Here is a 21862-nt window from a genome sequence, read left to right on the forward strand (position 1 = left end):
CTTATTTCTGGGCAGCGCTGCGCCACGGGCTCTTGTTGACCTCTGCAGTGAGTTCGCCGCTGACCGGCGTGGTGAGTGGCCAGCGATATGTGCTGTCCGCGAGCACATAGCCATATAAACCGTCGCCCAGTTTGCGACCGCCGATAGTCACATTGCTCAGTCGGGCATGGCCATTGCCGCTGTTGGTCAGCTGCAGCCAGCGCTTGCCTCCCTCGCTAATCTGTTGCCAGCGCAGAGCCGGACGGGCACTGTCGGTGGAGAGCCCGGTGCCATACACGAACAACGGCACTGAGTAGCGCATCTGAAAGGTCAGTCCGGCCTGATTCTCGCCAGGATTGCGCGGCGTGGGAATCTCATCCAGCACCACCCGATAAGCCTGCTCTTTACCGGCCGCAGGCGGCGTCTGTTTAATCAGTCTGACCAGCTGTTTTTGTCCTGGCTCCATTCGCACCATTGGCGGGCTGGCGACCACCCGCTGCTGGGTCTGGTACTGTTCCTGTCCATTGATTTGCTGCCAGCTGAAAACACGGATCTGCATCATCGTGGTCGTGTTACCGCGATTCTCCAGCCAGAGTTCGCTGGCTTTCTCTTCAGGATTAATGGCGGGATCGATAGGCCATATCATCACAGAGTTAGCAGCAAAGGCTGCATGGAATAGGGGAGAACTTAACAGCAACAGCAGGGCGCGCAGTGGCTTCATGATCGTATCCTTGTTTTCTATCACCTCACCAGCTCAGGGTGACGGTCAGCGTATCGGTATAAACGCCGGCGCGCGCAGTGCCGGGCAGTTGCAGCTGGCCATAGATCGGCAGCGTAATGTTATTGGCATTGCTATAGCTCAGCGGCACCGCCTGATTGACCGGGATCACCGTGGTGCGGCTGGCATTACTAAAGAGCGTATAGGGAACGGTATTGCTGAAGTTGGGCAGTTTCAGGTTGCGGGTGGTCGTGAAGTTGGCGCCCTGATTAATGCTCATGCTCAGCGTGGTGCCCGGCGTGCAGGCAAGATTGATCGAGGTACTCTGTACAAAGCTGGCGCTGGCGGGAGTGGCCGCCACGCCAGACTGTGTGCCAAAGTTAAGTGTGCCGAAAACACCGGTATTGGTTCCGGATATTACGCAGCCTGCCACGACAGAAGCCGTGACCTGAAAGGTGCTGGTGGGCAGGCCCCAGGCGCTGAAACACCTTATCAGCAGAGGCAGACCGCATGCGATCATCAGGCTGGATCGCCAGAGAACCACCCTTATCTACCTGCGACAGTCGTTAATAGTTCACGGCAACGTTAATCGTATCGGTATAAGTTCCGGCAGGAATCAGGGGATTAAAACCGCCGCCAACAACCCGGCCATAAATGGCGTAGTTGGTGCCCAGTGTTGGGTCCGTGGTTCCACTGGCGGCGATTGGCGTATTGTTGGCGATAGCCGTGGTAAAAGAGGCGTCACTGTAGAGGGTATAGGCGATGCCCTGTGCATTATCCGATCCCAGAACCAGATAACGTGGTGATGCAGAGGCGGTGCCATAAATGGTCGCTGGCGCAGTATTGCTGCTGGTCACCACCACGTTATAGTCCTGACCCGTGGTACAGCGGACAAAAATACCGTTACCCGCCGCACCGACCAGCGTGGCGTTCAGGGTGTCGAAGGTCGCTGCACTGCTACCAAAATTCAGGGTACCGAAGTTAACGCCCGCCGTAGCTGACTGACCGTTTACCAGGCAACCCGTGGTCAGCGTTAACGTGGCATTGATGGTTCCCGAGGTCGTTGCCGCCTGGGTTAAGGGTGTCATTGCGACAGTTAATCCTGCAGCGGCACACAGAAAAAGCTTGAGTTTCATAATATTTCCTTACGGATTATCGAGAGTCAGTGCTTTTTCACCCGGTGTTTATTAACGATTCAACTCAAAATGATGAAATAAAAATTACAAGGCGGTTAGTGCCACTGTCCTGAGGGAAATCTTAGACTTAAGAATGATGATTTATATTAGTTTTACTTACTATAGATCAGTTAAAGCGTTACGCGAAGCCCTGCCAGTTATTTTTCATTAATCAAATGGCCTAAGTGGCCGATAACCCAGTAACAGCAAGGCATAAAAGCAAGAAAGAAAAAGAAAACTCTTTGTTTTTTCGGTCTCTGGCATGCTTTCCGCTTCGGTGATATGTTCCTTTACCAATCAGACATAATAACGATTTACCGGCTGTCTCAGCAGGCGGGAAATAAGATGCAGGTTTAAAATGCCCTGCGTCTGGGGGCGCGCTTTACCGGGCCTCCGGGATAACAAAAAACCGAAATTTAATGACTTTCACCCAACGGGTGTTTTTTGAATCACTTTCTGACTTTACACAGCACCCGTTTCTCAGCGGGTGGTGAGGAGCTGCACATGTTGCTTGTCACCTGGGATAGCGTTTTGATCTGCGTTTCGCTGATCGTCGCGTTTATTGCCTCATTTACAGCGCTGGATACTGCCGGAAGGGTGGCGGTATCCCGTGGCTGGAGCGCCCGATTCTGGTTGCTGGCAGGCGGAACTGCGATGGGGATTGGCGTCTGGGCAATGCATTTCATTGGTATGCTGGCGATGATGATGCCGATGACGATGCGCTATGACACGCGGCTGACGATACTCTCGCTGCTTGTGGCGATCATGGCGTCAATGTTTGCTTTTGGCCAGACAGTAGGCGGCCTGCATCTCACCCGTTATCGGTTACTGCGCGGCACACTGATCCTGAGTTCAGGGATTGTCGTGATGCACTACCTCGGCATGTATGCGCTGCTGATTGAGCCGCGACCTGAGTGGAATGTGCTGCGGGTGGCGCTCTCCGTGATCATTGCGTTTGTTGCTTCGGGCGTGGCGCTGTGGCTGGCGTTTCATCTGCGCCAGGGCGACCATCATCTGCTGCTGATGCGGGGACTGGCCTCACTGGTGATGGGGATGGCCATTGCTGGTATGCATTATGTCGGCATGTCGGCAGCCCGATTCAGCGAGAGCAGTATGATGCAGCCGGGTGGTGTGAGCAATCCAGGACTGGCGGTTTGGGTAACGCTCATTACGCTGATTATTCTGGGCATTACGCTGCTGAGTTCCATGCTGGATGCCCAACTGCGTGCCGCGCGACTGGCGACCCGACTCAGACACGCTAACCAGGAACTGCGTCAGCTGGCGATGCATGACAATCTGACCGCGCTACCCAATCGGGCCATGCTGGAGCAGCAGCTCGATCTGGCGATTAAACAGGCTATGCTCAACGAAAATCGCTTTGCCGTGATCTACATGGATCTTGATGGGTTTAAAGCGGTCAATGACACCTGGGGACACCACGTCGGTGATCGGTTGCTGGTGGCTGTGTCGGAACGGCTGCGAAGCCAGCTCAGCAACACGATGCTGCTGGTGCGTCTGGGAGGTGATGAATTTGTGCTGATGGCGGAGACATGCGATGTCAATCCAGCCCGTCAGCTGGCGCAAAAACTGGTCAAAGTGATCAGTACGCCGTTTGAACTGGATCGCTATGTGTTACACGTTTCCCTCAGTGCGGGCATTGCGATATTCCCGCTGCACGGTCGTAACCGGCAGGAGCTGTTATTCAATGCCGACTCGGCGATGTACCACACTAAACACAGCGGACGTAACGGCTGGTGCCTGTTTGAGCCGGCGATGAGTGATGCAACGCAGCATCAGCTGGCGCTGGCAAACGATCTGTGGGAGGCGATCGATCGGCAACAGATGCGACTCTTTTATCAGCCCAAATTCCGTTCCGGCGGCACACGGCTAATGGGATTTGAAGCACTGCTGCGCTGGCAGCATCCGCAACGCGGTTTGCTGACGCCTGAGCTGTTTCTGCCGCGCGCCGAAAAAACCGGCCAGATCGTTGCACTGGGCAACTGGGTGATTGATGAGGCCTGCCGTCAGCTGAAAATCTGGCATAACCAGGGCAACAGCGACTGGACGGTCTCGGTCAATCTCTCCGCGTTGCAGTTTCACCAGCGTGATTTACTCCACACGCTGATGCAGACGCTGGCGCGTTACCAGTTGTCAGGCAGCGCACTGATGCTGGAAATCACGGAAGCGATTGCCATGCGTGATCCCCTCTTCAGCCAGCAACGTATTCGTGAACTGCAGCAGGCGGGCGTCAGTGTGGCCATTGATAATTTTGGCATCGGCTATGCCAACCTGCTGCATCTGAAAGATCTGGATGCCAGCGAACTCAAAATCGATCGCAGCTTTATTAACTGCCTGCGACCCGGCAGTGAAGATGCGACCGTGGTCAGCGCCATGCTGACCCTGGCGCAGAGTCTTAACCTGCGCATGGTGGCGGAAGGGGTTGAGACAGAAGAGCAGCAGCACCTGCTCACCAGCCTGGGCTTTGATGCGCTGCAGGGATATCTGCTGGGCAAGCCGACGCCAGCGGATCGCATAGAGGCGTTTCGTTTTCCCGGACTGCGACCGCCTCTGGCATCAGCATCCGTCTGACGCTGACGCTGAAGCTGACGCTGACACTGACGATAGATTTCAGCACTCAGAGTGAGTGGAAAGATGCAGGGTTCGCGGCTCATTAACCGCCGGGCAGTGCCGATAATTAAGAAAAGAAGTTTTAAAAATCCCTTACCTAAACACAAGCACGGCTTTCCGCGGGAACGCACTATGTTAGCAACCTCATACGACTCTTTTATCGTCATCGTCTCCGTTCTTGTCGCGATGCTGGCTTCGTTTACCGCCTTAGATATGGCGGGACGGGTGGTGCACTCCACGGGCAAAGTCGCGCTGGTCTGGCTGTTTGGCGGCGGTTTCTCCATGGGCATCGGCATCTGGGCGATGCACTTCATTGGCATGTTGTCGATGAACATGGAGATGGTGATGAGCTACAACGCCGGGCTGACCGCCTTCTCCGCTGCCATCGCGGTCTGCGCATCGATATTTGCCCTGTGGCTGGTCTGCAGTGGCGATTTGCCCCTGCCGCGCCTGGCGGGCGGCGCACTGATTCTCGGCAGCGGCGTCGTGGCGATGCACTATACCGGGATGGCAGCCCTGATGTTCTCGCCGGGTATTGTCTGGCGGTGGGGCTGGATAGGCCTTTCGGTGGTGATCGCGCTCGCCGCTTCTGGCGCAGCGCTGTGGCTGGCATTTAACCTGCGTGAAGGTCAGACTGGCCGGGTGACCCTGCTGCGTATTGGCGCATCCGTAGTGATGGGCTGTGCGATTGCGGGCATGCACTACACCGGCATGATGGCGGCAGAGTTTCCCGCTCACAGCCATTCGATGGGGCAGGGCGTTAACAGTAACTGGCTGGCGATTCTGGTCACGGTAGTCACTATCTCAATCCTGGGGATTACTCTGCTGGTCTCGATGCTGGATGCGCGGATGCAGGCGCGCACCTCCATTCTCGCCAGCTCACTGGCTGAAGCGAACCGCGAGCTGGCACAGCTGGCGCTGCACGACAATCTGACTCGCCTGCCAAACCGCATTCTGCTGGAAGATCGACTGGAACAGGCGATCAACAAAGCCAATCGTGAGCAGACGCTGTTTGCCCTGATGTTTATGGATCTGGACGGATTTAAGGCGGTTAACGACGCGTTCGGGCATCACATTGGCGACCGTCTGCTGGTGGGTGTGACCGAGCGGATGAGCCAGCAGATGGCTGGCTATTACACGCTGGCGCGACTCGGCGGTGATGAGTTTGTACTGCTGGTGGAGATCGACGATCCCAACGATGCGGCGGCCATTGCCGATAAACTGGTGAAAGCGGTGGACCGTCCGTTTGATATCTCACGCTATGAGCTGGTGGTCTCGCTGAGCCTCGGCATCGCTGTCTATCCTGGCGATGGCGAGGATGAGCGTGAACTGATGTTCAACGCCGATGCGGCGATGTATCACACCAAAAATAATGGCCGCAATGGTTACACCTTTTTTCAGCCCTCAATGAACATTCAGGCGCAGAGCCAGCTTCAGCTGAACAATGATCTCTGGCAGGCGCTGGATAACAATGAGCTGCGCCTGTTCTATCAGCCAAAATATTGCGCGCCACGCGGCCCGCTTCTTGGTTTCGAAGCGCTGCTGCGCTGGGAACATCCAAAACGGGGTCTGTTATCGCCTGACAAATTTCTGCCAATGGCGGAAAAAACCGGGATGATTGTCAACATCGGCAATTGGGTGATTAATGAAGCGTGTCGCCAGTTGCGCCAGTGGCATTTGCAGGGCCATACGGACTGGTCAGTGGCGGTGAACCTGTCGGCGCTGCAGTTTGAGCAATCGAATCTGGTAGAGACAGTGGTAGATGCGCTGGCAAAACATCAGATTCCGGCCGAACTGTTGACGCTGGAGGTGACGGAAACCACCGCGATGCGCGATCCCGATGAGAGTGTGCGTATTCTCACCGAGCTGACTCAGCTTGGGGTGAAAGCCTCGATTGATGACTTTGGCACCGGCTACTCCAGCCTGCTCTACCTGAAAAGGCTACCGGCCAGCGAACTTAAGATCGATCGGGCCTTTGTGAATGAACTCCAGCATCAGCCGGAAGATGCCACCATCGTGTCGGCGATTGTGGCACTGGCGCAGTCACTGCAACTGAAAGTGGTGGCCGAGGGCGTTGAAACCGCTGAACAGCAGGCCTTTCTGACCGGCCTGGGTTGCAATACGCTGCAGGGCTTCCTGCTGGGCAGGCCGGTTCCCGCGGAACAGGTGCCGGAGCTGGCTAACTTTGTGGTAGCAGAAGACGAAGAGGTCGTTACGGATATCCGCCAGATGAGTGAAGCTGAACCGCTGCTGACACCGCAGGTTGCTGCGATCTGACACACCTGACACAGCGTAGCATCTGCGTGAATTGAGACGATAAGCGATTCGCACCGCCTGTCATTGATCGCCTGCCGTGGTAAAGTCTCGCGGCCAGATTATTCACGGTAAAACAGGGAGAGGCGACCCGTGGCGAAATACCAGCGATTAATGGATGAGATTCAGCAGCAAATAGAGGCCGGCATCTGGCTGCCAGGCACCCGTTTACCTTCGTTGCGTCAGCAGGTTGCGCAGCAGGGTGTCAGCCTGATGACCGTGTTGCATGCCTATGAGTTGCTGGAAAGCCAGGGCTGGATCGTTTCTCGTCCTCAGTCAGGTTACTACGTGGCACCGCGTGCCCTGGCGCCCGCACCGCTGAGCGTGGCGATCAGCGAACAGGTTGATATCAACGACTTTGTGTTTGATGTATTGCAGGCCACGCGCGATCCCGCCATCGTGCCGTTTGGTTCTGCTTTCCCTGATCCCGCTCTGTTTCCGCAGCGCCAGCTCATGCGCTCGCTGGCAAACGTCTCTCATCATCTCACCCCAACGGATGCGCTGCACAATCTGCCGCCTGGCAACGCCACGCTGCGACAGCTGCTGGCCCAGCGCTATGCGCGCCAGGGCATTACGCTGTCGCCGGATGAAATTGTCATCACCAGCGGGGCACTGGAGGCACTCAATCTCAGCCTGCAGTCCCTGACCGAGCCGGGCGATTACGTGATAATTGAGCATCCGGGTTTTTATGGTGCGCTGCAGGCGATTGAACGGCTCAAACTCAAGGCGCTGGCGATTCCGGTCGATGCAAAGCAGGGCATCGACCTTGCCCAACTGGAGGAGGCCCTGCAGCGCTGGCCGGTGAAAGCCTGCTGGCTGATGACGACGCTACAAAATCCGCTCAGCGTGACCTTAACCCCGGAGCGTAAACAAGAGCTGGTCGAGCTGCTGGCGCGTTATCAGGTGCCGATGATTGAAGATGATGTCTATGCCGAACTCTGGGCGGGTGATGTTGCGCCGCTGCCGGCTAAAGCCTGGGATCGTCAGGGGAACGTGCTGCATTGCGGCTCGTTTTCAAAGTCGCTGGTGGCAGGATTTCGCGTTGGCTGGGTTGCGGCAGGGCAACATGCGCAGCGCATTCAGCGGCTTCAGCTGATGAGCACGCTTTCTACCAGCGCGCCAATGCAGCTGGCGCTGGCCGATTTCCTCGCTACGCGGCGTTACGACACCCATCTTAAGCGGCTGCGACAGATTCTGGCGAAACGACAGCAAATGGTGCGCCAGGCATTACTGAAAGTACTGCCACCGCAGTCAACGGTCAGTGAAGGGCGCGGGGGCTATTTTCTTTGGGTGACACTGCCGGACCATATTAATACGACCCGGCTCTATCAGCAGGCGCTGGCGAAGGGGATCAGCATTGCACCGGGGCAGTTATTTTCGGCAGGAGAGCAGTTCAGCCACTGTTTTCGGCTGAATACCGCCTGGCCGTGGGATAGCCGGGCCGAGGCGGCAATAGAAACGCTGGGTCAATTGATGGCGAAGCCGCTGGCAGATTAAACCTGCGCCGCTTCCTGGTGACCCCAGGTCAGGTAGTAGACATCATAGAAGTCCACTTCCCCTTTTTGCGTCAGCAGACGCTGGATGCCTGTCTTCACCCGTTCCGGTGCTTCAGGCAGCGACAGAATGCGAGAGATAGCCTGCTCGCGCACGGGCTGAATGTAATACCACTCGCCGTTGTAGCAGACGCGCAGATCGAGTGCATCAATATCTTCAAAGCGATATTTCGGATTGATATCCAGCAGCATCAGAACACTCATGACCAGCACAAATGCGGTGGCAAACCAGAATGCGGGCCAGCCGAGCATCTCGGTAGAGAAAATCAGCGCCACGCACAGGCCGTAGCAGAGATACATGACTGCCCAGAGGCCGGGGTGTTTTTTCAGAAACGAGAGGCTAAAGCGCGGCAAATTGTCGCGACGTTCTTCGCGATTAAGCGTAGCGATCTCGTCAATCAGGATTTGTTTAATAGCGTCCATTTGTTACCTCACTGTCATCTGTTAGCTATTACAACAGATAACAGTCAAGCATATCAGAAACAGATTCGTGCATTTTTTATATAACAGTTGATAAAACAGTTGTTGGCCATCCTCCCACCTGACATTTTGCAACACTTTGCCGCAGTAAAAACCGCTACCCTCTGCCACCCATGCACACTCTTGCCCTATTGTTAACGACACATTTGGCTTTAGGCAGCAATATCAGTCAATTATCCAAAATGTGTTGTCTGGCGCACATTGCATTGTGCCGCGGGTTTGCCACACTTAATAAAAAACCGGAGAACCTGTATGTGTGCCTCATCCTCCAGCCTGATGTTAATGATGTCCTTTGCCGCAGGCACTTTCTCGGCAGGGGCTTCTGATAATCCTCAGCATCTTATGCTTGGCATCCCGTCGGGTGGCGTCCCGAATAACCCGTTACCTCTGATTATCTGGCCGCGCGTGGTGCCGGAAGATGAGGAAATCGCGACGTGGTTTGAGAAAACGTTTGAAGAGAACGGCTGGCCACCCGCCTGGCGCTATCCGATTTTTCCCTACACCCACTTTCATCCCAACACCCATGAATTGCTGGGCGTGGCGGAGGGCTGGGCAGAAGTACTGTTTGGCGGCGACAGTGGCCGGATGGTGACGCTGCGCGCCGGTGATGCGGTGCTGATTCCGGCAGGCGTCGGCCATCGTCAGGTCAGCGCCAGCGACGACTTCATGGTGATTGGTGCCTATCCGCACGGCATGTCGCCGGAGACGCTGCGTGATGAACCGGCTAAGCTGAAAATGGCCCAGGAACAGGTAAAAAAAGTGCCACTGCCGACGCAGGACCCTTTCACCGGTAAAGAGGGCGCATTGACGGAGATCTGGCAGCCGATTGCCGCCATGCATTTACAGCAACAGATGGACCTGTAGAGACCTGCGTCCGTCGTGAAATGGTTAAGCGCGAGCACGGCTCGCGCTTTGCTTTTCTGGCCTGAAATCTCTTTTAAACGTTAATGCCATGGGCCTAATCCTGTTGTCATTCCATTGAATATTTGTCCGCCGCTGCCGATATATCACCTGCTAATATTAGTTATTCTTCTTAATGCGCTTGTGTTTGCAGACCTTTTCCGCTTTAGTCTCGGCCAGTTTATTAAGAACATTCCTAAGCCACTACCCGGCTATCGAGCAGCAGGCAAATAACAATGGATAATAACTCTGATGTCATCTATCGCATGCTGGTACAAAGCGTGATCGATTATGCGATCACCATGCTTAAACCGGACGGAACCGTCGCCAGCTGGAACGGCGGAGGCCTGCACGTCCTGGGTTACAGGCCAGACGAAATTATTGGTCAGCACGCCACCCTGTTTTACAACGAAGAGGATCGTCGTCGCGGTCAGCTGCAGCGTGAACTCGATATTGCGGCGAACGCCGGACGGTTTGAAACCGAAGGCTGGCGCTGTCGTAAAGATGGCAGCACCTTCTGGGCGCATGTGGTGATCTATCCGATCCGCAATGAAGTGGCCCGGCTGGTCGGATTCGCCGCTATCTGCCGTGACTGTACCCGGCAGCAGGAGCAGCAACACAAAGAGCGGGAGCAGGAGTCGCGCTTCCGTCTGCTGGTGGAAGGCGTCACCGATTACGCCATCTACATGCTCGATCATGACGGCAACGTGGTGAACTGGAACGCGGGTGCACAGCGGGCCAAAGGCTATGTGGCAGAAGAGATCGTCGGTCAGCATTTCTCCCGCTTTTACAGCGCGCAGGATCGGCTGAACCATGTCCCGGAGCAGAACCTGCAAACCGCGTATCGCACCGGCCGTTTTGAAGATGAGGGCTGGCGTTATCGCAAAGATGGCAGCGCCTTCTGGGCGCATGTCGTGATCGACACGATCCGCGGCGATCAGGGCCAATTGTTGGGCTACGCCAAAATCACCCGTGACTGCACCGAACAGCAGCGCATTCGCAGTGAGCAGCGGGAGCAGGAGCAGCGTTTCCGTCTGCTGGTAGAGGGCGTCACTGATTACGCCATCTATATGCTCGACGTCGACGGCGTGGTGGTGAACTGGAATGCCGGTGCCGAGCGCGCCAAAGGATATAAGGCAGAAGAAGTGGTCGGTCAGCACTTCTCACTGTTCTACAGTTCCCATGAGCGGCTGAACCGGACGCCGGAAGCTAACCTCGGTATCGCGCTCAAAACTGGCCGCTTTGAAGATGAGGGCTGGCGTTACCGCAAAGATGGCAGCGCTTTCTGGGCGCATGTGGTGATCGACGCCATCCACGATGATGACGGTAAGCTGGTCGGTTTCGCCAAAATCACGCGTGATCGCACCGAACGCCGTGAGCAGGAGCAGCAGATTCTGCGCGCCCGCGATCTGGCTGAAGCTCAGAGCACTCAGAAAACCGCGCTGTCCAAATTTCTCGATAACATCATCGCGAACATTCCCTCCTGCGTGATTGTGGAAGATGCGATCACACGTGAAATTCTGCTGGTTAACGACCGCACTCAGCAGCTGTTCGGCCTGTCGAAATCACTGATCGTCAACAAGCGCCCGCACGAATGCATGTCCCCTGAACTCAGTGACTACTTCAATAATCTGGCCGATGTTGCGCTGCGCAGTGAGGGCATGCATGAGCGTGAGCAACTGCTGATGACCGCCAGCGGCGAGCGTATCCTGCATACCCGCGCGACCGCGATTAATGGTCAGGATGCACGTCGTAACTACTTAATGCTGCTAGTGGAAGATGTCACCGACCAGCGCGCAGCCGATGCCCGAATTCACCATATGGCGCATCATGACAACCTGACCAGCCTGCCTAACCGCATTTTGTTCCGCCAGCGTCTGAGCGAAGCCTTACGCACCGCTGGACAGATGCAACGCCAGACTGCTGCGCTCTGCCTTGACCTTGATAACTTTAAAAATGTGAACGATGCGCTGGGTCACCAGATTGGCGATGAGCTGTTGCGCAGCGTGGCTAAGCGTCTGCGCAACGCGCTGCGTGATCAGGATACGCTGGCGCGTATTGGTGGCGATGAGTTCGCCATCGTGCTGCCTCACGTCGCCGGTAATGATGAGGCGAGCGCAGTAGCTCAGCGCCTGATCGAGGCGATTCGTCCACCGGTTAACATTGAAGGCCATAATCTGTCGGTGGGGCTGAGCGTGGGCATTGCGCTTAGCACCACCATCACTAATACGCCGGAGCAGCTGCTGCGCTGTGCTGACATGGCGCTGTATGAAGCCAAGCGCAATGGCCGCAATCGTTATGAACACTTTACGCTGGAGATGGATGATGTGGCGCGCAGTCGGCGCCTGATTGAAAACGATCTGCGTGATGCGATCAGCGGCGGACACCTTCGGCTCTACTATCAGCCCATCACCAACGGCGATCATCACACCATTATTGGCTACGAGGCGCTGATGCGCTGGCATCATCCGATTCGTGGCTTGATCATGCCTAATGACTTCATCCCGATTGCGGAAGAGACCGGCCTGATTCATATGCTGGGGGCGTTTGCACTCTATGAAGCCTGTCGTGAAGCGGCGAGCTGGGAAGGGGAGCAGTCGGTTTCGGTCAACCTCTCTCCGCTGCAGTTTAAAAACAGCTCGCTGGTGCCGGTGGTGGAAGGTGCGCTGAAGGAGTCGGGTCTTGATCCGGCGCGGCTGGAAGTCGAGATTACCGAATCGGTGCTGCTGGATGACTCACTGGGAAACATCCGGACGCTGCAAAATCTCAAAGCGCTGGGCGTACAGATTGCACTGGATGATTTCGGCACCGGCTATTCGTCGCTGAGCTATCTGCGCTCTTTCCCGTTCGACAAAATTAAAATCGACAAATCGTTTATCAACGATATGGGCGACAGCCGCGAGGCGCTGGCGATTATCCGCGCCATCACCGGCATGAGCCGCAGTCTGGATATCCAGATCACCGCCGAAGGGGTAGAGAGCGATGAGCAGTTTGCTAAGCTGCGCGACGAAGGCTGTACGCTGTTCCAGGGCTTCCTGTTTGGACGGCCTCAGCCATCGGAACTGCGGCTGAAAACGCTGGGTTAACCCGCGCGGAATGAGTCGACGCTGGGATAATCAATGCTGGATCAATCATAAAGGCCATGCTGCTGGACCGGCGCATGGCTGAGATTATCGCGGATGCGTCGCACCGACTCACGCACCACCAGCCTGCCATTCAGTAGCAGACTGCCGGTCGGCGTTCCGGGATTCAGCCGCATCTCCTGCAGCATTCTCACTGCCGCCGCACCCAGCTCATCACGCGGCACCTGCACCGAGGTCAGCGGAATATCGTGGATAGCGGCCAGGTTAAACCCATCCATGCTCATCACCGAAATATCCTGCGGTACCCGTAAACCAGCCTGCTCCAGGGCCGTGACGGCACCTGCTGCAATGTAATCGCCGCTGGCGAGAATCGCCGTAGGGCGCAGCGCATCAGGGCAATGGCGCAGATATTCACCCAGCCGTTCCGCTGCCTCATTGCTGCTGAAACTGTTGAGGGTCAGCAGATGCTGACGACTGTCAAAGCGCAGGTTCATGGCGTGCCAGGCGTCCCGGACGCCCTGAAGTCGCTGCTCCATGGTGTAGCGGCGCAGGCAGTGCAGCGAGAGAATTTGCCGGTGTCCCTGCTCAAACAGATAACGCGCTGAAAACTCTCCGATCAGCTGATGATGCGGCGAGACCGAGGGCAGGCGCATACGACGATCTCGGGCGTTAATCAGCACGCAGGGTTTGTTCATCTCTGCCGCCAGCTGATGAATATGCTCATCATCAATGCCAATCAGCAGCGCCGCTTCGGTCTGCTGCATCTTATCGATAAACAATGCCGCATCACTTTCCACCTCTTCCAGGGGGCAGTAGCGCAGCCGCACTTCATGCGGCTCCACCGCCTGACTGATCCCCTGAATGACCTTGTAATAAAAAATATCACTGCGTACATCGAAGGCGCGGGGCGGGGCAAAGACCATCAGGTTATTCAGCAGCAGGCGACCGCTATGCAGATTGGTCAGCACGCCCTGCTGCTGCGCCACGGCCAGCACTTTATCGCGGGTGGCGGGCCGGGTATTGGCTTTACCCGCCAGTACGCGCGACACCGTGCTGATCGAGACGCCGCTCAGTGCCGCAATTTCACCCACTTTCAGCCTTTGTTTCATTCTGTGATCGCCTTCAAATCTGCTAATGAAAAATTTTTCATAGTCTGCTGAATCGCGTCAGATAAGCGTTTCAGTGCCCATTTCTGTCGGGTTAAAGCCTGCCATGAAAATCGTTGCAAAAAAGTGGCTGTACCCACGTTTCGCACTTTTCTAAGTTCGTGAAAAGGACACGCGGTACGCCAGCTGGCGGTGTGCGTCATCAATGGTAATCAGGAGTGGCACAATGAGCCTCGAATCAACAACGAAACCCATCAGTGCGTCACGCACGGTGCGCGTGATTAAAAATTTACGCTGGTGGATGCTGGGAATGTTCCTGCTGGGTGTGACCGTCAACTACATCACCCGCAACTCGCTCGGCATTCTGGCACCGGAACTGAAAAACAGTCTGCATATGAGTACCGAGCAGTACTCCTGGGTGGTCGCTGCGTTTCAGCTGGCTTACACCCTGTTTCAGCCTGTTTGCGGCTGGCTGATCGATGTGATCGGACTGAAGATGGGGTTCCTGATTTGTGCGCTTATCTGGTCGGTGACCTGTCTGCTGCACGCCGGTGCGGGAAGCTGGCTGCATCTGGCGCTGCTGCGTTTCGTCATGGGTGCGTCGGAAGCGGCGGCCACACCGGCTAATGCCAAAGCGATTGGTGACTGGTTTCCCAAAAAGGAGCGTCCGGTTGCGGCGGGCTGGGCGGGCGTCGGCTTTTCGATTGGTGCCATGCTGGCTCCCCCGATTATCTATGTCGCCCATATTACTTTTGGCTGGCAGGGCGCATTTCTGCTGACCGGCGGCCTGGGCCTGCTGTGGGTGGGACTCTGGTGGTGGGGCTATCACTCGCCGGAGAGCCATCCTCGTCTTTCAGATGAGGAACGTGCCTTCATTAATCAGGATAATGAAGCCATCGGTGAAAAACTGCCGTTCTTCACCGCGCTGAAAGTGATTGGTAAAGAGAAGAAATTCTACGGCATTGCGATTCCTGCGTTTCTGGCCGAACCGGCCTGGGCGGTGCTGAGCTTCTGGGTGCCACTCTATCTGGCCAATGAGCGCGGCATGGATCTCAAGCAGATCGTGATGTTCGCCTGGCTGCCATTCCTGGCTGCCGACCTCGGCAGCGTCGCCAGCGGTTATCTGACCAAAATCTATGTGCGCTGGTTTGGCATGACCCGCGTCAACTCGATCGTCGCCAGTTCGGTGACCGGCGCCCTGCTGATGGTTTCTCTGGCGCTGATGACGCTGGTGAAAGATCCCTGGCTGGCGATTGCCCTGATTTCCGTTGGTGGCTTTGGTCATCAGGTGATCTCCTGCATGCTGAGTGCGCTGGTGGTCGAGCGTTTTGATCGCCGCCAGATGGCCACTGTCAACGGCATGCGCGGCTCCTGCGCCTGGATCGCCAGTTTTATCTTCTCGCTGATTATTGGCGTCACCGCCGATACCATCGGCTTTAATCCGCTGTTTGTGGCGATGGGCTTCTTTGACCTGATTGGTGCCGTTTTCCTGGTGATGCTGATCGCCGAACGCCGCCAGCGCCCTGCTAACCCATAAGGATATCGCGATGAAAACCCTGAAGAACTGGACGCTGCATCAGCAGGCCGATCATTTTGTTGAGCTCAAGGTCGACGATCGTCATTTCCTGCGGCTTTATGTGCTGGAAGAGAAGCTGATGCGTGTGCTGCTGAAACGCGACGGTGAGCTGGCGCTGAACCGCACCTGGAGTATTGCGCCCGGTCAGGATGTGCCCTGGGAAGGACGTGACCGCGAGGCGCTGGATGGTTTTACATTACCGACGTTTCAGGTGGAGCACGATGCGCAGCAACTGCGTCTCAGCACGCAACAGTTGCGCGTCACCGTGCATCAGCCGCTCTGCCTGAGCTGGGAGCAGTTTGACGGCGAGAGCTGGCAGCCCCTGACAGCCGATCGGCACACCGGCGCTTATCTGCTGAATGCACACGGCGACGGGGTCGAGCACTATCAGCGTCGTCAGCCGCAGGATCGGGTGTATGGTCTGGGTGAGAAGAGTGGCGACCTGAACCGCGTTAACCGTCGCTTTGAGATGCGTAATCTCGACGCCATGGGCTACAACGCCGCCAGCACCGACCCGCTCTACAAACATATTCCGTTTACCCTGACGCAGCGCGATGGCGTCAGCTTCGGCCTGTTCTATGACAACCTCAGCAGCAGCTGGCTCGATCTGGGGAATGAGCTGGATAACTACCATCTGCCTTATCGCCGTTACCGCGCCGAGGCAGGTGATCTCGATTACTACATGATGCTCGGCCCGACGCTGCTCGACGTGACCAAAGCTTTTGTGCGTCTCACCGGACGCACGCTGTTTCAGCCGAAGTGGAGCCTGGGTTACAGCGGTTCTACCATGCATTACACCGACGCGCCGGACGCACAGCAGCAGCTGCAATCCTTTATCCGTCTGTGTCGCGAGCATGAGATTCCCTGCGACTCGTTCCAGCTCTCATCCGGTTATACCTCGATTAATAACAAGCGCTACGTCTTCAACTGGAACTACGACAAAGTCCCGAATCCCAATGCGCTGAGCGACGCGTTTCATCGTGCCGGCATGAAGCTGGCGGCCAACATCAAGCCCTGTCTGCTGCAGGATCATCCTCGCTATCAGGAAGTCGCATCACAGGGGCTGTTTATTCGTGACTCTGAGCAGGATCGCCCGGAGCGATCGGTGTTCTGGGATGACGAGGGATCGCACCTTGATTTCACCCATCCGCAGGCGGTGCGCTGGTGGCAGGAGAATGTGACTCAACAGCTGCTGGAAAAGGGCATCGATTCCACCTGGAACGACAACAACGAATATGAGGTGTGGGATGGCGAAGCGCGTTGTCACGGTTTCGGTCAGCCGATTGCTATCAAGCATATCCGTCCGGTAATGCCGCTGCTGATGATGCGCGCCTCGATGGAAGCCCAGCAGCAGTTTGCGCCAGACAAACGCCCTTATCTGATCTCCCGTTCCGGCTGTGCCGGAATGCAACGCTATGTGCAGACCTGGAGCGGCGATAATCGCACCAGCTGGCAGACTTTGCGCTACAACATCCGCATGGGGCTGGGCATGAGCCTGTCCGGGCTGTTTAACGTCGGACACGATGTCGGCGGCTTCTCTGGCGATAAGCCTGATGCCGAGCTGTTTGTGCGCTGGGTTCAGAATGGCGTGATGCATCCGCGTTTTACCATCCATTCATGGAATGACGATCACACGGTGAACGAGCCGTGGATGTATCCGGAAGTGACACCGATGATCCGCGAGGCGATCCGCCTGCGCTATCGGCTGATGCCTTACCTTTACAATCTGGCGTGGCAGGCGAGCGAAGAAGATGAGCCAATGCTGCGTCCGACCTTCCTCGATCATGAACAGGACCCGCAGACTTATCAGGAGTGTGATGACTTTATGCTGGGTCGCGATCTCCTGGTTGCCAGCGTCGTAGAGCAGGGCGCGCGCAGCCGCGATGTCTATTTGCCGCGTAACCGTGGGGGCTGGTATGACTGGCACAGCGGTAAAGCGTTTGCGGGCGGCGAAACCATCACGCTGGATGCACCGCTGGATCGGCTGCCATTGCTGGTGCGGGCTGGTGCGATCATCCCACTGGGCGAATGTGAAACCACGACGGATGCCCGCCGCGACACGGTACGGCAGTGGCAACTGTGGCCAGCGCCAGAAGGCATAACGACTCAGGGCGAAATGTTTGATGACGATGGTGAGAGCCACGGCTGGCAGCAGGGCAATGCACTGTGGCTGAGCTGGACATTGTGCAGCAGCGCTAGCCGAATCGACCTGACGGTAGAAAAACGCGGCGATTACCAGCCCGCCTGGCGCGAGATCGCGCTGTTATTGCCTGAAGGCGAACATCGTGAGCTGTGGGTGAATGGCGATAAAGCGGCAAGTTACCGGCTGGAATAGCGGTGCAGTAGTGTCAGCAAGACGGAAATAAGATCGGCCCCGAAAAGGGGCCGATAAATATTATTCTGCGTGATTCTCGGTGCTCATGCGGCCCAGATCTTTATCGACCAGGAACAGACCGTTGCCGCTGTTGCTGACCAGCGCCAGTTTATCCAGCACAGTTTTGAACAGCTTCTCTTCTTCGTGCTGCTCAGCCACATACCACTGCAGGAAATTGAAAGTAGAGTAGTCCTGTGAAGTCATGGCAGCGTGGGCCAGTTCATTGATTTTGCTGGTGATCAGCTGCTCATGCTCCAGCGCCTGCTGCAGAATTTCGTTCAGCGAGGTAAAGGCGACGGGTGGTGCGGCAATGGTGCCCAGCACCGGCATGCCACCGGTATCGCTCAGGTAGTCAAACAGACGCTGCATGTGCTGCATCTCTTCGCGTGAATGCATCTTCAGGAAGGAAGCGGCACCCTCAAAGCCTTTGTCGCTGCACCAGGCGCTCATTTGCAGATAAAGATTGGCAGAGAAAAATTCCAGGTTCAGCTGGTCGTTTAAACGCCCAGTCATTTCAGCAGTCAGCATGGCCGAGTCCTTTTAAGAAGATGTTAAATACAGATGTAAAGTCGGTGAATTATGCATCAAACATGTGCGTAATGTGAAGCCTTTTCGGCAAAATAAGCTATTTTATCTGATTGATTTAAATAGAATTATTTCGGAAATTGAATGCGACCAATTCTCATCCTGCATCATACTTTGCCGGCCAATTAATTCAGGGTAATCAGCACCATGATAGTGCGACCGGGGGTGTTCATGCTGGTGCAGGCGCTGCAGCGACAGGTCAAATAACCGCATTCTGATGACGACCCGAAAATATAACGTTGCGGTATAACAACGTTATTCTGAATAAAAGTATATAGCCGGCATGAATAAAACGTCCCATCGCGACAGACGAGACAGTAATAATCATGTTTACAACTGCTCTGGCATAAATCCTGCTTAAAACTCACTTCCCAACGTTGAAATTTGCAATGCCAGGGAATTTGCGGCAAGGCAGTTATCAGGAGAAAGAAATGTCAGACGAGAGTGTGGTTAATCCGGTGAAAATGACGGCGACCAAAGGCAGTTATGTGTCGTTAATTTTTGCCATTCTGTTTTTTTCAGGGCTGTTTTATCACGTCGAGGGCCTTTCATGGTTGGGTGCGTTCGACTTCACCACCCTGGGCGGCAGCTTTGGTACCATGAAAGATCCCGCCAGTAACACCTTTCTGGGCGCTGGCGGACTCAGCGCCAAAGCGGGTTTCCTGTTTGCGCTGTCGCTGACGCCCACGGTGATGCTGGCGCTGGGCGTGCTGGAAATCTTCACCCACTATGGCGCGATTCGCGCAGCGCACCGGTTGCTGACACCTTTGCTTAAACCGCTGATGGGATTACCTGGCCATTGCGGTCTGGCGTTAATCACCGACCTGCAAAGCACAGATGCGGGCGCGGCATTAACCAAAGAGATGGCTGATCAAAAGCAGATCAGCAAAAAAGAGGTGGTCGTCATGAGTGCCTGGCAATATTCCGGTGCCGGGTTAATCAATAATTACTTCGCCATCGGTTCAGCGCTGTTCGCCTCCATGACACTGCCGATTATTATTCCGCTGTTATTAATGTTTGTTCTTAAATTTGTCGGTGCGGCGATAACGCGCGCTGTGTTAAACAGTGTTTATAAAAAGGATTTCGCTGATGGAAAATAAAATCGCAACCAGCAGTAATCCCTTTGATGTGTTTGTAACCGGCGCGCGTAAAGGCTTTCACATCGCCATTCATAATCTCATGCCGAATGTGGTGATGGCATATGTGCTGGCTGAGGTGCTGAATCTGCTCGGCATCATGCAGTTTCTCGGGCATGTTTTTGCGCCGGTGATGGGGCTGTTTGGTCTGCCGGGTGAGGCGATTACTGTGCTGCTCACCGCGTGGCTCTCATCGTCGGCAGGCACGGGTGTCGCGGTCAGCCTGCTGACCAAAGGACTGCTGACCGGTGCGGATATTACGATTCTGGCCCCGGCGATTTTCCTGATGGGATCGCAGCTGCAATATATGGGGCGGCTGCTGGGCGTGGCTGATGTGCCCAAAAAATACTGGCCGCTGCTGATGCTGGTGAGCATCATTAACGCGCTGATCGCAATGTCTGTTATGCGTCTGTTTATTCAGGAGTAACGCTGTGTCTGAGGTTTTAGAGCATTACCACTATTTGCATGAAATTCCGGAGCTGGGTTTTCAGGAGGTGAAAACCTCGGCTTATATCGCGGACCAGCTGGAGAAAGCGGGCCTGAAGGTAACGCGTAACATCAATAACACCACCGGTATTGTGGCGGAGATCGACAGTGGTGTTCCGGGGCCGGTGCTGGCACTGCGCGCAGATATGGATGCACTGGGCCACATCATTGATGGCGTGCCGTGCGCGCGCCACACCTGCGGTCACGACGGCCACTCATCGGTTGTGCTGACGGCGGCGACGGCGCTGCTGCAGGAGGGCACGGTGAAACGTGGCCGGCTGAAGATCCTGTTCCAGCCCGCCGAGGAGCTGGGTGCCGGGGCGCTGGCAATGATCGAAGGTGGCGCTCTGGATGATGTGGAGATGATTCTTGGCTTCCACCTGCGTCCGCTGGAGGAGTGTGTCGTCGGCCAGGCGGTGCCTGCGGTACTGTACTCCGCCTGCAGCACGCTCGAAGCCACCATCAAAGGCCAGCCCGCCCATGCGGCGCGTCCGCATCTGGGTGTGAATGCGCTGGATGCGGCCGTACAGGCAGTGCAGGCGGTTAACGCTATCCATCTTTCGCCCGGCCTGACCTGGAGCGTCAAAGCGACTCGCTTCCTGTGCGATGCGGGTGTCACCAACTCGGTGCCGGATGAAGCGCGCGTAGTCTGGGATCTGCGTTCGCAGGAGAACGGGCCGATGACGCTGCTGAAAGAGCAGGTTACGCGTGCCATCACTCACAGCGTGGCGGCACTGGGTGCCACCGCGGAGGTCCGCGTGCTGAAAGAGATGCCCGCCGCCGAGATTGATGATGAGGCGACGGCGGTGATCCGCGCCGCCATCGTCGAGGTGCTGGGCGAAGAGGGCGCATTGTCGACCCGCACCACGCCGGGCAGCGAGGACTTTTTCTACTATCCGGTGAAGCGTCCGGGTGTGAAAGCGGGCTTCTGGGGGCTGGGTACCAACCTGACGCCAGGACTGCATCATCCTGATATGCGTTTTGATCTCAGCTCACTGGAAATTGGCGTGCAGATCTTTAAAGCCTGTGTCAGAAAGGTGCTGGGATAGAGATTAACGTTGCCCGTCTCCTTGCGGCGGGCAACATCATTCTGTCAGGCTGGCACCCACGGTCCGGCCAGTTGGGGTTGCGGAAATCCTCCTGTGAGAATACGCAGTTCCGCATCACGTGGGGTATTGTCGCCCGCCCCCTGAATGCTGACGATATCCTGCGGGCAGGCGGAAAAGGCGACATAGCAATCCATCTCGGCGCGAAGGATGATGTAGTCCCCCGGACGCGTCACAACCGGCAGCGTTTTTAGCGTCATGCCGTCTGACTGCACCTGAATATTCATAAAGATATTAAACGACGCCAGATTGCCGTGCGGCAGCTTTACGCCCAGCGCCGCCATACTCTCAAACAGATTGTCATGGCAGTTTCGGTGCGGTTCGGTACACCCCAGAAGCTCATAACGGCGTGCATCGCATGCTGCCATAAAGGTGTCGTGTACGCCCGGCGAGGTATCCGCAACCAGCGTCAGGATAGGATGGCGCTGGCTGGTGATAAAACTGTCACCAACGTGAGGATTGAGGCGTTGGTTCCAGACGCGTGTCGCCTCCATCGACATATATTCAGTCAGGTCGTTTGCGTTATACGCCCAGCAATCCACGACCTGTGTGCCGTGCAGATTAATGACCTGCACCGCTTCGCCTTTGCGCAGTAAAACGGCTTTACCGTAACGCGCGGGAATAAGCAGCGTATCGCGCTGCGGATATTCAGCTGACATAAGAT

At 56.1% G+C, this 21862-nt stretch carries 17 protein-coding genes; 10 read left to right on the forward strand and 7 right to left on the reverse strand.

Annotated features, from left to right (window positions below):
• Position 1: 1 nt before the first annotated feature.
• From KTJ90_RS03245 to KTJ90_RS03255, 3 genes are read right to left on the reverse strand one after another with little or no spacing between them, the layout of a single operon-like run.
• Complete coding sequence (locus tag KTJ90_RS03245; protein WP_008925724.1) at positions 2–700, reverse strand: fimbrial biogenesis chaperone; 699 nt, start codon at positions 698–700, stop codon at positions 2–4.
• A gap of 25 nt (positions 701–725) precedes the next feature.
• On the reverse strand, positions 726–1217 hold the full coding sequence (locus KTJ90_RS03250; protein ID WP_008925723.1) for a Csu type fimbrial protein: 492 nt from the start codon (positions 1215–1217) through the stop codon (positions 726–728).
• A 46-nt stretch (positions 1218–1263) separates the two neighbouring features.
• Positions 1264–1833 carry a spore coat protein U domain-containing protein gene (locus KTJ90_RS03255; protein ID WP_008925722.1) on the reverse strand — a complete coding sequence of 190 codons (570 nt, stop codon included), beginning with the start codon at positions 1831–1833 and terminating at the stop codon, positions 1264–1266.
• Positions 1834–2376: 543 nt separating this feature from the next.
• Here KTJ90_RS03255 and KTJ90_RS03260 point away from each other — a divergent pair.
• From KTJ90_RS03260 to KTJ90_RS03270, 3 genes are all read left to right on the forward strand, one after another.
• Positions 2377–4461, forward strand: a complete 2085-nt coding sequence (locus KTJ90_RS03260) for a putative bifunctional diguanylate cyclase/phosphodiesterase (protein ID WP_442844040.1) — start codon at positions 2377–2379, stop codon at positions 4459–4461.
• 171 nt (positions 4462–4632) lie between these two features.
• The gene (locus KTJ90_RS03265) at positions 4633–6777 is read left to right on the forward strand and encodes a putative bifunctional diguanylate cyclase/phosphodiesterase (protein ID WP_039659357.1); all 2145 of its coding nucleotides are present in this window, start codon (positions 4633–4635) and stop codon (positions 6775–6777) included.
• Positions 6778–6906: 129 nt separating this feature from the next.
• Complete coding sequence (locus KTJ90_RS03270; RefSeq protein WP_105099908.1) at positions 6907–8310, forward strand: aminotransferase-like domain-containing protein; 1404 nt, start codon at positions 6907–6909, stop codon at positions 8308–8310.
• On the opposite strand, the gene KTJ90_RS03275 is transcribed toward KTJ90_RS03270, so the two are convergent.
• A complete protein-coding gene (locus tag KTJ90_RS03275; RefSeq protein WP_003848494.1) occupies positions 8307–8789 on the reverse strand; it encodes a YlaC family protein in 483 nt (160 codons plus the stop codon). The two genes, KTJ90_RS03270 and KTJ90_RS03275, sit on opposite strands and share 4 nt — an antisense overlap.
• Before the next feature lie 309 nt (positions 8790–9098).
• On the opposite strand from KTJ90_RS03275, the gene KTJ90_RS03280 reads away from it, so the two are divergent.
• Both KTJ90_RS03280 and KTJ90_RS03285 read left to right on the forward strand, forming a co-directional pair.
• A complete protein-coding gene (locus tag KTJ90_RS03280; protein WP_003848496.1) occupies positions 9099–9710 on the forward strand; it encodes a cupin domain-containing protein in 612 nt (203 codons plus the stop codon).
• 272 nt (positions 9711–9982) lie between these two features.
• Positions 9983–12832 (forward strand): bifunctional diguanylate cyclase/phosphodiesterase, encoded by a 2850-nt coding sequence (locus KTJ90_RS03285; RefSeq protein ID WP_078804974.1) that lies wholly within the window; start codon positions 9983–9985, stop codon positions 12830–12832.
• A 41-nt stretch (positions 12833–12873) separates the two neighbouring features.
• On the opposite strand, the gene KTJ90_RS03290 is transcribed toward KTJ90_RS03285, so the two are convergent.
• The gene (locus KTJ90_RS03290; protein WP_003848500.1) at positions 12874–13938 is read right to left on the reverse strand and encodes a LacI family DNA-binding transcriptional regulator; all 1065 of its coding nucleotides are present in this window, start codon (positions 13936–13938) and stop codon (positions 12874–12876) included.
• 223 nt (positions 13939–14161) lie between these two features.
• Between KTJ90_RS03290 and KTJ90_RS03295 the strand changes: the two genes are divergently transcribed.
• Together KTJ90_RS03295 and KTJ90_RS03300 are read left to right on the forward strand one after the other, a co-directional pair.
• Positions 14162–15472 (forward strand): MFS transporter, encoded by a 1311-nt coding sequence (locus KTJ90_RS03295; protein WP_003848505.1) that lies wholly within the window; start codon positions 14162–14164, stop codon positions 15470–15472.
• 10 nt (positions 15473–15482) lie between these two features.
• Positions 15483–17846, forward strand: coding sequence for a glycoside hydrolase family 31 protein (locus tag KTJ90_RS03300; protein WP_283544065.1), 2364 nt, complete (start codon positions 15483–15485; stop codon positions 17844–17846).
• Between the two features lie 60 nt (positions 17847–17906).
• Here the strand turns inward: KTJ90_RS03300 and ftnA are convergent, their stop codons facing one another.
• Entirely contained in the window at positions 17907–18413 is a 507-nt protein-coding gene (gene ftnA / locus KTJ90_RS03305; RefSeq protein ID WP_003848509.1) for a non-heme ferritin, read from the reverse strand.
• Positions 18414–18901: 488 nt separating this feature from the next.
• Between ftnA and KTJ90_RS03310 the strand changes: the two genes are divergently transcribed.
• The 3 genes from KTJ90_RS03310 to KTJ90_RS03320 are packed head-to-tail and all read left to right on the forward strand — an operon-like array spanning position 18902 to position 21141.
• The gene (locus KTJ90_RS03310; RefSeq protein WP_003848516.1) at positions 18902–19570 is read left to right on the forward strand and encodes a nucleoside recognition domain-containing protein; all 669 of its coding nucleotides are present in this window, start codon (positions 18902–18904) and stop codon (positions 19568–19570) included.
• Positions 19560–20033 (forward strand): YjiG family protein, encoded by a 474-nt coding sequence (locus KTJ90_RS03315; protein ID WP_003848518.1) that lies wholly within the window; start codon positions 19560–19562, stop codon positions 20031–20033. Before KTJ90_RS03310 ends, KTJ90_RS03315 begins: the two co-directional genes overlap by 11 nt.
• Positions 20034–20037: 4 nt before the next feature.
• Positions 20038–21141, forward strand: a complete 1104-nt coding sequence (locus KTJ90_RS03320) for a M20 peptidase aminoacylase family protein (protein WP_008925715.1) — start codon at positions 20038–20040, stop codon at positions 21139–21141.
• Positions 21142–21185: 44 nt separating this feature from the next.
• On the opposite strand, the gene KTJ90_RS03325 is transcribed toward KTJ90_RS03320, so the two are convergent.
• On the reverse strand, positions 21186–21857 hold the full coding sequence (locus KTJ90_RS03325; RefSeq protein ID WP_110411011.1) for a DUF1989 domain-containing protein: 672 nt from the start codon (positions 21855–21857) through the stop codon (positions 21186–21188).
• Positions 21858–21862: the final 5 nt, after the last annotated feature.

This window comes from Pantoea jilinensis (assembly GCF_019104105.1).
GTDB lineage: Bacteria > Pseudomonadota > Gammaproteobacteria > Enterobacterales > Enterobacteriaceae > Pantoea > Pantoea eucalypti.